We start from the raw sequence: 13,153 nt of genomic DNA, 5'->3' as shown, positions 1-13,153 counted from the left end.
AGGAATCTCATTGTCATGACAGAATTACCACGCGAATCAGACGACTCAAATAAATCAGCTGATGCAACCGAGTCAGTGACCTCTCAAGATATACAAAATTCAGTCGATCCTGTAGAAGACGTGTCTGATATTGAACCAGAGCAACCGACACCTACTTATAATCGTGACGCCTCTAAAACTGACAAATCTGCGCATATAAAAAAAGCATTACTTGCACTATTCATACTGATTGTCCTTGGTACGATTGCGTACGGCTTATACAAAAGTAATGCGCATAGCGAGCCAGAAGTTATTACGCTGCAAGGACAAATGCAAATGCAGCAAACGTCGATCGCTGCAAAAGTACCAGGGCGTATTGCCCAAATTATGGTAACAGAGGGTGATACGGTAACGGCAGGTCAGCAACTGGTTGAGATGGATTCGCCTGAGATTAATGCCAAGATTAATCAAGCACGTGCTGGTAAGCAAATCGCACAAAGCCAATTAGACAAAGCAGAAAATGGTGCGCGCCCGCAAGAAATCGCCCAAGCAAAAGCTGCTTGGCAAGCCAATAAAGCCGCGTCTGACTTAGCAGAAAACACCTATCAACGTGTCAATCGCCTTTACGAAGAAGGATTGATGGCGCGACAAAAGCGCGATGAGGCGTATGCGCAATATCTTGCTACTCAAGACCAAACCGAAGCAGCTCGCTTGCAGTATGATCTGGCGTTAGAAGGCGCACGTACTGAAGATAAGTCAGCGGCCACTGCACAAGTTGCACAGGTCGATGCAAAACTAGATGAAGCGCTAGTAGCAAAAGAGGAAGCGAACCTAAGAAGTCCTATCGCTGGTATCGTCGATAATGTCATCGTGAGTGCTGGAGAAGTCATCGGTCAAGGGGTTCCGCTCCTGACGTTGGTGGATACCAATGACCAATGGGTAGTACTTAACGTCACTGAGTCTTATTTAAATCAATTTGCTATTGGTCAGACATTTGCCGGTACTATCCCAGCGCTGTCATCAGCGGATAAGCCTTATACAAAACAGTTTACCGTCTATGCGACATCGACCTTATCAGACTTTGCCACTTGGCGTCCGACCAATAACGATGATGGTTTTGATGTGCGTACTTTTGAGGTAAAGGCACGACCCTCTAAGCCTGATGCTCGTATCCGCTCGGGTATGAGCGTGGTCGTACGTATCAATCATACTCCTGTCAATCAGAACCAAGAGTAAGCCATGCACTTGACTAAGTTAAGTGAGGCTTTTTTACGCAGTGCAGCCTACGAGCGCCGTTTTTTGGCAAAAAATCATTGGGACTTTAGCATGGTGGTATGGATACCACTGGCAACGGTGCTGCTAATATGGTGGATATTTTCACAGACTCAAATTACCGATTTGCCTATCGGAGTCATCGATCAAGACAACAGCGCTGTTGCCAATACTGCCGTCCATTACTTAGAGGCCAGTCCTACTTTGACGGTCAGACAGCTGTATTACTCCCAAGCGGATGCAGAGGCTGCCATTTTACAGCGCGATATTTACGCTGTTGTCATTATCCCAGAGGATTTTTCTCGTAATATCTTATCGAGCCAGCCTGCTCCATTGACTCTACAAGTCAATGCACAGTATGGTACACACTCTGGTATTATTCAGGCAGGTGTCCAAGCAGTCGCTAGTACATTATCCGCAGGTGTAGAGATCAAACGATTGGTCAAACAAGGCGTAGCGCCATCACAAGCGATGACGGCTTACGCGCCTATCAGTGTGCAGCGTATTAGCTTATTCAATGCTGCGACCAATTATCAGCAGTTTTTGGCATCGACCGTCATACCTGCCTTATTACATATATTGGCAATGGTCATTGGCGCAACTACGATTGGCCGCGAGTTACGTGATAAGAATATCGGTCGCTGGTACCGTTTCATTAATACAGGCAAGCCTCATCTAACCTTATCTAAAGCCTCAAAAACGACATCTTCGCTATCAACCAAACAAGATAGCAGCGATAACAAAGCATCATCGTCAAGCGCAAAAGTGCCCAATTCGGTCAGCCTATCAGTGTTGGTATTTGGTTTATTGGGTAAATACTTTTGGCCAATACTGGCTTATAGCTTGTGGTCAGCATTGATATTGTGGCTGGCAACGTCCAATCAGAATATAAATATTACGTCTCTCATGGCAGTCTATGCTGGGTTTTTGTGCCTAATGGTATTGTCGTTTTGGCTAGGTGCTATTTTTACTTTGAATTCTTTTTCATTACGTATGGGTCTATCGACTACCGGATTTATTTCAGCGCCTTCTTATGCCTTTGCCGGTGTTACTTTTCCATATATTGCGATTAGTGATAGCGCGCAATATTGGTCAAATGCGCTGCCGCTAACGCACTATCTCAAGCTCCATATTGCACAGTTACAAATGCAAGCACCGATCGCCATATCGCTACCTATCGTCTATGGCCTCATGCTTGCAGCCATAATAGCGCTAATACTTGCAGCACTATTAACCAAGCGCGCATTGGCGCATCCTGAACGTTGGGGAGCACGCTAATGTCTGCACAATCAAATAATACACACTCAAAAACCAATTTAACCGACACTCCGGCATCACACAGTTTTTGGAACAGCTTTATTCAAACTTTCAAAGACGTCTTTGGCGATAAAGGCGTACTTTTGATGCTAGTGATCGCCCCAATTATCTATGGGTTTTTCTATCCTTGGCCCTACTCGTCTGAGGTGGTCAATCATGTGCCAGTAGGTATCATTGATCATGATAACAGTAACTTATCGCGTACTCTCGTGCGCTATGCGAGTGCTAGTCCATACCTAGATACTGAACGATTTATCAATGAGCAGGCTGCCAAAGAAGCCATATGGTCAGATCAAATCGCAGGCTATATGGTGATCTCAGCTGGTCTTGAAGAACAAGTTCAGTCCGGAGAGCAAGCACACGTCAGCGTACTGGGTAATGGCGGTTATTTTATTTTAAATAAAAACGTCCAACTGGGGTTCTCTCAAGCAGTGGGTACAGTATCGGCTGGTATTAAAGTACAGAAAAGCATTGCGAAAGGCGCTTATGCATCTACCGCAGCACAGAATACTCAAGCTGTACCGCTGCGGATTATACCACTGTATAACCAAACTGAAGGCTATGGTGCTTATGTCGTACCAGCTGTCTCTGTTATCATTTTACAGCAGACACTTTTAATGGCGACTGCGATGCTGATTGGCACATGGTATGAGCAGCGCCGTCACAGTACCAGTATACGTGGCTGGCTAGGACGTATTGGAGCGCTAAGCTCACTTAGCTTTATCGTTGGCTGCTTTTATTATGGGTGGGCGTTTGAGCTACATCATTATCCACGCGGACAAAACATGCTTGGTACGCTGCTGTTTTTGGCACTATTTTGTCCGACAGTCGCAACGCTCGGCTGCGTGCTCGGATTATGGTTCCGGCAGCGTGAGCGCAGCATGCAGATCTTAATTTTTATCTCCTTACCGATATTCTTCTTAAGCGGCTACCCTTGGCCAGCAGACCAATTGCCTCAAGTATTACAAGTAATACGTTGGCTGGTACCGACCACGCCTGCAATCAATACCTCTGTGCAGCTTAACCAAATGGGTGCCAGTGTCTCTCAAGTCGCTATAGGATTTTATGCGTTGGCTGGCTTATGGTTGCTCTATTTTGTTTTATTGCTATTTTTACGCAAGCGTATTCCACAACGAAAGGCCTACTTATAAATCTTCAAATTAATGTAATATATGAGCATAAAAAAAGCGCCTGCACTATTAATAATATAGTAGCAGGCGCTTTTTTATTTATACGATATAGATAGACAGTGGTTTAAAACACTCGGTTCAAACCATTCAATGCTGCCACACGGTATGCTTCTGCCATCGTTGGATAATTGAAAGTCGTATTTACAAAGTACTCAAGCGTATTGTTGCTCTTACACTTCATCACTGCTTGACCAATGTGAATAATTTCTGAAGCGTGGTTACCGTAGCAATGGATGCCTAGAATCTCTAACGTATCACGATGGAATAATATCTTTAATACGCCTGAACGTTCACCAATGATTTGGGCACGTGCCAGATGTTTAAAGAATGCCTGACCCACTTCATATGGAACTTTTTCATCCGTAAGCTCTTGCTCTGTCTTACCGATACAAGAGATTTCAGGAATCGTATAGATACCAGTCGGTACACTAGATACTGGCTCAGCATCACTATCACCGACCATAAATGCAGCGGCACAGCGACCTTGGTCATAGGCAGCAGAAGCTAATGATGGCCAACCAATTACGTCGCCCGCCGCATAGATATTGTCGACGTCCGTACAGTAAGTGTCATCTACTTTTAGCTGACCACGGCCGTTTGCTTTTAGCCCAATGGCTTCTAAGTTTAAGCCTTCGGTATTACCTGAGCGACCATTTGACCAAAGAATGGCATCAGATTTGATGCGCTTGCCACTCTTTAAGTGTAACACCACATAATCATCATGAGTCTCAAGATGATCAATCTCTTCATTACTACGGATAAGCACACCGAACTGTCTAAAGTCATGCGCGATGGCATCACTGATTTCGCTGTCTAAGTAGTTGAGCAACTGATCTTGGTTATTGATTAGATCAACTTTGTAGCCAAGACCAGTAAAGATAGACGCATACTCACAACCAATCACCCCTGCACCATAAATGATGATTTTTTTGACCACATAATCCATTTGCAAGATTTTGTCAGAGTCAAAAACGCGTGGATGGTTAAAGTCTAAAATCTCAGGACGGTAAGGACGACTACCGACAGTAATGATGGCTTTATTGAAAGTGATGGTTTCGTAAACATTTTCATCGACTTCAATACGTAGCGTATGTGCGTCAATAAAACTTGCCCAACCTTGGATGACTTCAATACGGTTGCGCTCATAAAAACGTGTGTGGGTACTGACTTGACGACGAATAACTTGACGCGCTTTGGCGAGTACTTCATTTAGCGGTACTTGCTTATATTCCATCGCCTTGGTAAACATTGGATCGCGGCGGAAGTTAATCAAGTTAAATACAGATTGGCGTAGTGCTTTACTTGGAATCGTACCAACGTGAGTAGAGTTACCCCCTACTTGATCACGTGGATCGACGACCACCACTCTTTTACCAGACTTAGTCAGCTTCATAGCAGCGGCTTCACCAGCAGGGCCCGCTCCCAAAACAACGGCATCGTACTCATACTCATGATCGTCACTTTTTAGACGACGAGAGTCTTTGGTAAAACCAGATTTAATATCGATTCGTGTGTCATCAAGCGGATTCACTAGGTCAGGATGATGCATGACATCATCAGTCACTTGCTCGTGAGTCTGCTCTATCTTTTCTTTTTTGTTCTTACCTTCGGTATGTTCAGGGCTTGGCACGTGTCCGCTAGATTTATTTGATACTTCGGTATGAATATCTTTACCAGTATCGTTGGTCTCGTCGCTTGCACTTTTACTTACCATGATGTCCTCTTTATTTGTTGATTCTATTTGTGTACGAGTTAATCTTCTTAAATTTAGGCAAGCTATTGAAATTCAGCTCACCATAAGCCGTAAGTGTGGTTTTTACAACATTGACATAGAGTAACCACTACCAAAGCTTCTAATTATCCAATACGGCGTTTGAGACCTGTCATCTGCAAAATACGCGTGGCAATCTCTTCAACAGACATCTCTGATACATCTAAGCTTGGGATACCGTGCGTGATATAAATGCCTTGTATCGCGCGCTGCTCTTGCTGGCATTGCTGATAGCTAGAATAACGACTGCCTGCACGGCGCTCTTGACGGATTTTTACTAAGCGATCAGTATCGATGAGCAAACCAAACAGCTTGTCTTTGTGCTCACGTAATGCTTTCGGCAACTGATTGTCGTACAAGTCATCTTCGGTTAAAGGATAGTTAGCCGCTCGAATACCGAATTGTAATGCTAAGTATAAAGAAGTCGGCGTCTTTCCAGAGCGCGATACACCCACCAAAATTATATCGGCTGCATTATAGTGACGAGTACGTGCGCCATCGTCATTGTCTAAGGCAAAATGCACTGCATCGATACGCTCTTTATAGGTCTCAGAATCAACATCGTCATGTGCATGCCCCGAATGACCATCTGGCTCCACACCAGTCTCTTCTGCAACACGGCCAATCAGACCTTCATACATATCCAAGTTACAGCTGTGTGCTGAGTTAATCTTTTCACGAATCTCAGGATTGACGATCGTATCGAAAACCAATGGCAACGATCCATCGCGCTGATACGCCATATTGATTTGTTCAACCGCATCTTCTGCACGCTCTAAGCTATCGACGTATGGCAATACTCTTGTCTCAAAGGGAACTGAGGCAAACTGACTCAAAATAGCACGTCCCAGTGTCTCAGCCGTAATCGCTGTGCCATCTGAGATAAAAAACGCCGTTCTAATGGCTTGTGAGCTGTCCAAGTTTAGCGCGTGGCGATTTTGGATAGTGGACTTAACTTGTTCAGATGGATTGCTTGAGTACATATCGTTGACACCTCGGTTGAAAACTCAATAGTGACCTTCATTTAGTTTTTGGTATAGATCTTAGTAATAATTCAGACTTGGCAATCGTTTATCAGTTATTGACTATTAATAGTATTGCTTTGACCATCTGACAGCGTTACTTTTACTCGACTTTTTATAGTTACCTTTATAACTCGTATAACTAAGTTTTATAACTGCCTTCTTAAAACGAGACTTTTTCAGTACCTATACCGCACATTTATCATGCAATGTGCATCAACTATCTATGCGCTACATTATACGCATATTAGCCTCTTAATAGAAATCAATGTTACAGGCGTACACTTAGCACCAACATTGTTTTTCATCTTGTCGTCATAGCTAATCCGCCTCTCATTAAGACGTTTTTTATGCTTTCTCTACTATGTTTCTTTTATACAGATACATAAAATTGAAACATAAGTTATGGAAATGCTCTAGATGTGGCTTATTTGAATGCATCTATTTTATGCAGTAATTGGCTTTTAAAAGCGTATAACATCGTCACTAACAATGATATTTTTCATCCTAGTAAATACGAAACTTGGTAGGACTGGCTCTAATTTATGTAGCAAACCCCACAATTTGTATATTTTTAACAAGTTTTTTGGTGAAAACCCTCGAAATTGTCCTAATATGGCGGTATAATTCACCGTTATAATCTTTACTAAATAACCTTATTTTCTGGAGTTATCATGGCAGCGCAATCTACAGCACTTGTAATCAATCTTGATCAGCTAGGAAAAGACGACATCGAAATGGTTGGTGGTAAGAACGCTTCGCTTGGCGAAATGATCAGCCATCTTTCTGATTTAGGCGTTAGTGTTCCAGGCGGCTTTGCCACCACTTCAAATGCATTCAACCGCTTTTTGACTGAAACGGGCTTGCTTGACAAAATCAACAGCGAGCTAAAAACACTAGACGTAAATGATGTTAATAAGCTTGCGGCTACTGGTAAAAAGATTCGTACTTGGATTATTGAACAAGAACTGCCAAAAGATCTTGAGCAAGAAGTACGTCAATCATTTGAAACCATGAGCGGCGGCGAAGACATCGCTGTTGCTGTACGTTCTTCTGCCACTGCTGAAGATTTGCCAGATGCGTCATTTGCCGGTCAACAAGAAACCTTCTTGAACATTCGCGGTATTGATAACGTCCTAATTGCTATTAAAGAAGTATTTGCCTCTCTATATAACGACCGTGCAATCTCTTACCGTGTACACAAAGGTTTTGAGCACGAAGGTGTTGCACTATCTGCTGCCGTACAGCGTATGGTACGTTCAGAGACTGGTGCTGCTGGTGTTATGTTCACGCTAGATACTGAGAGTGGCTTTGATCAAGTGGTATTCATCACCTCAAGCTATGGCCTAGGTGAAATGGTTGTACAGGGTGCGGTTAACCCAGATGAGTTCTACATTTCTAAGAAATTGCTAGCCAACGGTAAGCCATCAGTTATCCGCCGTAACCTAGGTAGCAAGCATAAGAAAATGGTTTATGGCGATGAAGGCAGCACTGCTAAATCAGTTAAAACCGTTGATGTTGAAAAACAAGATCGCATGCAGTTCTCTTTATCGACTGAAGAGCTAACCTCACTTGCCAAGCAAGCGGTAACGATTGAACAGCATTATGGCCAAGCGATGGACATCGAGTGGGCAAAAGACGGCGATACTAACGAAATCTTTATCGTTCAAGCACGTCCTGAGACGGTTAAGAGCCGTCAAGACAGCAACGTAATGGAACGTTATGTCATCGACACGACTGGCGCAAAAGTATTGTGTGAAGGTCGTTCAATCGGTCAACGTATCGGTTCAGGTAAAGTGCGTATCGTTAGCAACCTAAACGAGATGGACAAAGTAGAAGAAGGCGACGTACTCGTATCAGACATGACTGATCCGGATTGGGAACCAGTTATGAAGCGTGCTTCTGCTATCATCACCAACCGCGGTGGTCGTACTTGTCACGCTGCTATTATCGCGCGTGAGCTAGGTGTGCCAGCTATCGTTGGTTGTGGTAACGCAACTGAGCTATTGGTTGATGGTCAAGACGTAACTGCTTCTTGTGCTGAAGGCGACACTGGTTTCATCTACGAAAGCCAGATTGATTTTGAAGTACAGACTAACTCTGTTGAATCTATGCCAGAGCTAGCATTCAAAGTGATGATGAACGTTGGTAACCCAGATCGCGCATTCTCATTCACCCAAATGCCAAACGAAGGTATTGGTCTTGCACGTCTAGAGTTCATCATCAACCGTATGATTGGTGTGCATCCAAAAGCCTTGCTAAACATGAACAGCTTGCCACGTGAAATTGCGCAAGCAATCCAAGAGCGTATCGCAGGCTATGCGTCACCTGTTGACTTCTATGTTGATAAATTGGTTGAAGGTATCTCAACGCTAGCTGTTGCCTTTATGGATCAGCCAGTGATCGTTCGTATGTCAGATTTTAAATCGAACGAATACGCTAACCTGCTTGGTGGTAAGTTATACGAGCCATCAGAAGAGAACCCAATGCTTGGTTTCCGCGGTGCTAGCCGTTATGTGTCTGATAACTTCCGTGACTGTTTTGAGCTTGAGTGTAAAGCACTAAAACGTGTACGTGATGACATGGGTTTGACCAACGTTGAGATCATGATTCCATTCGTACGTACTGTCGGCGAAGCCAAAGAAGTCATCGAATTACTTGAGAAAAATGGTCTAAAACGTGGCGAAAATGGTCTACGCGTCATCATGATGTGTGAGCTACCAACCAACGCCCTATTGGCAGAAGAGTTCCTAGAGCATTTCGATGGTTTCTCAATCGGTTCTAACGATTTGACTCAGTTAACGCTTGGTCTTGACCGTGACTCAGGTATCGTCTCTCATCTATTTGATGAGCGTGACCCTGCTGTTAAGAAACTATTGTCTATGGCTATCGAAGCTTGCCGCAAAGCTGGTAAGTATGTCGGTATCTGTGGTCAAGGTCCATCAGACCATCCAGATCTAGCATTCTGGCTAATGGAGCAAGGTATCAGCTCAGTGTCATTGAACCCTGACTCAGTATTAGATACTTGGTTCTTCTTAGCTGGTGAAGAAGCGAAGTAAACCGCTACGTTTAGTCACAGCGGTCATTCACACAGTCATTAAAGATACCACTATTAGGGTCTATTTGATTTTTTCAAATAGACCCTAATATAATGTCCTAAGACATGACTAACTATGCAGGCAATTATGCAGATTTTCCTTGCTCGAAATAACGTACAAGCTGGCCCATATCAGTTGGAGCAGCTGAATATCATGCTGGCATCTGGTGAAGTATTGCTTGATGATCTGATGTGGCATGAAGGCTTAGCTCAGTGGCAGCGCGTAGGTGATCTTACCAATAACCAAACGGTTTATCGCCCGACCGGTGCTAACACGCCTGAAGTAAACGACTCTATCATCAATAACGTGACCGTCTTTCCTGAAGATACCAGTAAAGCAAAAGATGATAAGTCAGTATCGTTAGACAGACTATATGGCAAGCCTGAACGTCCTAAAAACGTAAAAGCCGACATGACGACTAATCGTCATCAAACGCCGCACAACAATGTCTCATTAAACAAGTCTACTCTCAAAAAGGCTGTTGCAGACAATGATAAAGTCGTCGGCAACGTGGTACTTGCGCCAATCATGTCACGCGTATTGGCGACTGCATTGAATGGCCTACTTTATATATTGGCCATACTGCCGCTAGTAATGGCATTGACTAAGATGGATGTGGACTATACCAAGTTCCAAAACATCCAAGACATGGACGCCGCCTATCAATATTCAATGACGCTCATGGAAAGTCTTCCTAGTAGCACATTGATGATGTCACAAGTGATGGTCTTTGGTCTATTTGCCTTACAATTGGTATTTATTACCATGCGCGGTCAATCGCTAGGCAAGCTAATCACTGGTATTCGTGTTGTGGATCAAACCACGCATCGTCTACCTTCGTTTATTAAGCTTATCGGTACACGTACGTTATTGTTATTTATTATCTATAACCTACTGTTTTCGTTTACCAGCTTTTTAGGCTTTGTGATTATCGCTATCCATTACTACATGGCATCTAAAAGCCCTGAAAACATTGGTTGGCATGACAAACTTGCCAAAACCTTAGTGGTCAAAGCAGACAGTAGCCAACTGGTAAAAAAGTCAAAATCTGAATAATAGTATTTTGGTTTAGTTATTGGTTTTATAGCTCGTTATACTTAAAAAAGCTGCGTACTATCGCGGCTTTTTTATTTAGCAAAGCTTATTTAGCCTCTTTTTATATTTTATTGGCAGTAGCTTGGTGATTAACCTTTGTGTTAGTTGCCGAGTACTGTTATAATACGGCGCTTTATAAACTAAGCTTATTCTTGATTGTTTTCTATAAAATATGATTAGAATTGGGCTTACCTTATAAATCTCCTTGCTATTAACATAGGGTTAATAGCTACTAATCCGTAAGGAGTCATAATGCGACATTACGAACTGGTGTTACTTGTACACCCAGACCAAAGCGACCAAGTGGTCGGCATGGTTGAGCGCTACATCAAGTTAGTTCAAGACAACAACGGTGTTATCCATCGTCTAGAAGATTGGGGCCGTCGTCAACTGGCTTATCCAATCAACAAGATTCACAAAGCTCATTACGTTCTTTTCAACATTGAAACTGACGGTGAAACTTTAGCTGAACTTGAAGAATTATTCCGTTATAACGACGCGATCATTCGTAGTCTAGTTATGCGCCGTGACGAAGCTGTCACTGAAGAGTCGCAGTTAGCCAAGAATGCCGATGAAAAACGCGCACGCAAAGCAACTACTCGTCGTCCAGACAATCGTGAAAACGATAATGACGACAACGACAACAGTGAAGACTAATTAAAGGAGAATACTCATGGCACGTTTCTATCGCCGTCGCAAATTCTGCCGTTTCACTGCTGAAGGCATCACTCACATCGACTATAAAGATGTTGAATTGCTAAAACAGTACATTAGTGATAATGGTAAAATCGTACCAAGCCGTATTACTGGTACATCTACTAAATATCAGCGTCAATTAGCGACTGCTATCAAGCAAGCTCGTTACTTATCGCTACTTCCATACACTGATAACCATCAAGGTTAACCGCTAACTAGGAATGACTCATGCAAATTATTTTGTTACAGCGTATCGTCAACCTTGGTAAACTCGGTGAAACTGTCGATGTAAAACCAGGTTACGGACGTAACTTTCTTATCCCTCAGGGCAAAGCACTACCCGCTACTAAAGCTAACATTGAAAAGTTCGAAGCACGTCGTGCTGAACTTGAAGCTGAAGAAGCAAAAGAGATCGCTGTTGCTCAAGAGCGTGCTGATGCATTGACTGACGTTAATGTTATCATGCGTGCTAAATCAGGTGACGAAGGCAAGCTATTCGGCTCTATCGGTACTCGCGATATCGCTGAAGCATTGACTAACTCAGGTCTAGAAGTAGACCGTGCTGAAATCAAGCTACCTGAAGGCACTCTACGTCAAGTTGGCGAATACAATGTTGATATTCAGCTACACCATGACGTTACTGCTAGCATCTTAGTTACTATTCTTTCTGAAGATGGTAACAACGAAGATTCAGCTGACGAAGAAGCTGCTGAAGAAGACTATTCTGAAGAGTAATCTTCTATGTAGTTAGACTCAGTCTGCAAAAAGCCAGCAACTTAGGTTGCTGGCTTTTTTTACGTGCGTCATTTTTGACATTAAAGTCTATGTGTTTAGACTATTTATATTGCTAACTTGCACTCCTTTATCTCGATAAATTAGGATTTTATATATTCCTAAACAGCTTAGGATTCTCAAAAAATCTATTGCTATGATAGCGGTGTTGTCTATGCAATGTTGTAGTAACTAAATGCAACAACTACTTTAAAAACGCTATACCAAACAACAAGATACTGCCTATATAATCATCTTTATTACTATTAGCAGAATTGATAATCTACTGCTATCTAATGTACTAGTAGGGCGCAAGAACATGAAAGAAAATAATAACATCCATACCAATGATAAGCTTATCTGCATCCAAGGTAATGCATACTACTCCGAAGGTGAAGTATATACAGTTGGCAGAATAGTCAATGACAAATACTTTCAGCTGTTGACCAGTGGCAACGATGATCATTGGTATGCCACGTTGGATGATCAGGGCATTTACGTCAGCTTTGATACTGAAACTGCTACCAATAACAAAGCTTTTTTTGATAAGATTGCCTAATTATCAATAAGGGCATTTCTTAAAATACCTATCTTAAGAATAATTATTACTCAGGTAGGTAAATATTGTTTAGATAAAAACTGGTCATTATAAATGGCCAGTTTTTTTTGGTTTGAAGTATTAGCAATTACTAGTTATATAAGTATTTCCATTAGATTCTTCGACGTTTTCTTACTAACTTCCGTCATTTCAAAATTAAGTATCTCTCGATTTTTTGTCAACAGCGCCAACTATTTAACGAATCTATTTCCTAGCGACGTCTATTTGCTATAAAATATGCCCCTTTAAAATTTCGTATCGTTAGTGATGCAGATAGTTGGTTCGATATCGTTTAAATATAGACATGGTAAAAGCCTGTGAAAGTACTACACAGAGTAGACTTA

At 42.5% G+C, this 13,153-nt stretch carries 11 protein-coding genes; 9 read left to right on the top strand and 2 right to left on the bottom strand.

The genetic code is table 11. The annotated features are described in order from the left end of the window. Nucleotides 1-15 precede the first annotated feature (15 nt). From IEE84_RS04935 to IEE84_RS04925, 3 genes are read left to right on the top strand one after another with little or no spacing between them, the layout of a single operon-like run. Entirely contained in the window at nt 16-1,215 is a 1,200-nt protein-coding gene (locus IEE84_RS04935) for an HlyD family secretion protein (RefSeq protein ID WP_191115065.1), read from the top strand. Between the two features lie 3 nt (nt 1,216-1,218). Further along, on the top strand, nt 1,219-2,529 hold the full coding sequence (locus IEE84_RS04930; protein WP_191115064.1) for an ABC transporter permease: 1,311 nt from the start codon (nt 1,219-1,221) through the stop codon (nt 2,527-2,529). After that, nucleotides 2,529-3,719 (top strand): ABC transporter permease, encoded by a 1,191-nt coding sequence (locus IEE84_RS04925; protein WP_191115063.1) that lies wholly within the window; start codon nt 2,529-2,531, stop codon nt 3,717-3,719. Before IEE84_RS04930 ends, IEE84_RS04925 begins: the two co-directional genes overlap by 1 nt. Before the next feature lie 103 nt (nt 3,720-3,822). Here the strand turns inward: IEE84_RS04925 and sthA are convergent, their stop codons facing one another. Together sthA and ppsR are read right to left on the bottom strand one after the other, a co-directional pair. Further along, nucleotides 3,823-5,472 carry a Si-specific NAD(P)(+) transhydrogenase gene (gene sthA / locus IEE84_RS04920; RefSeq protein ID WP_057759390.1) on the bottom strand — a complete coding sequence of 550 codons (1,650 nt, stop codon included), beginning with the start codon at nt 5,470-5,472 and terminating at the stop codon, nt 3,823-3,825. Between the two features lie 143 nt (nt 5,473-5,615). Then, nucleotides 5,616-6,512: a posphoenolpyruvate synthetase regulatory kinase/phosphorylase PpsR gene (gene ppsR / locus IEE84_RS04915; protein WP_101205440.1), complete on the bottom strand. Its 897-nt coding sequence runs from the start codon at nt 6,510-6,512 to the stop codon at nt 5,616-5,618. 713 nt (nt 6,513-7,225) lie between these two features. Between ppsR and ppsA the strand changes: the two genes are divergently transcribed. The 6 genes from ppsA (at nt 7,226) to IEE84_RS04885 (ending at nt 12,770) form a co-directional block, all read left to right on the top strand. After that, nucleotides 7,226-9,610, top strand: a complete 2,385-nt coding sequence (gene ppsA, locus IEE84_RS04910) for a phosphoenolpyruvate synthase (RefSeq protein WP_191115062.1) — start codon at nt 7,226-7,228, stop codon at nt 9,608-9,610. Between the two features lie 114 nt (nt 9,611-9,724). Continuing rightward, on the top strand, nt 9,725-10,705 hold the full coding sequence (locus IEE84_RS04905; RefSeq protein WP_191115061.1) for an RDD family protein: 981 nt from the start codon (nt 9,725-9,727) through the stop codon (nt 10,703-10,705). 291 nt (nt 10,706-10,996) lie between these two features. Next, complete coding sequence (gene rpsF, locus IEE84_RS04900) at nt 10,997-11,401, top strand: 30S ribosomal protein S6 (protein WP_101205443.1); 405 nt, start codon at nt 10,997-10,999, stop codon at nt 11,399-11,401. Between the two features lie 16 nt (nt 11,402-11,417). Next, nucleotides 11,418-11,648, top strand: coding sequence for a 30S ribosomal protein S18 (gene rpsR / locus IEE84_RS04895; protein ID WP_010198808.1), 231 nt, complete (start codon nt 11,418-11,420; stop codon nt 11,646-11,648). A 20-nt stretch (nt 11,649-11,668) separates the two neighbouring features. After that, nucleotides 11,669-12,175, top strand: coding sequence for a 50S ribosomal protein L9 (rplI, locus tag IEE84_RS04890; protein ID WP_057759378.1), 507 nt, complete (start codon nt 11,669-11,671; stop codon nt 12,173-12,175). Between the two features lie 355 nt (nt 12,176-12,530). Beyond that, entirely contained in the window at nt 12,531-12,770 is a 240-nt protein-coding gene (locus IEE84_RS04885) for a hypothetical protein (protein WP_191115060.1), read from the top strand. The last annotated feature ends 383 nt before the right edge of the window (nt 12,771-13,153 follow it).

Origin of the sequence: Psychrobacter sp. 28M-43 (assembly GCF_014770435.1) — a bacterium.
Lineage (GTDB): Bacteria > Pseudomonadota > Gammaproteobacteria > Pseudomonadales > Moraxellaceae > Psychrobacter.
This window is presented reverse-complemented; position numbering and strand designations above follow the sequence as displayed.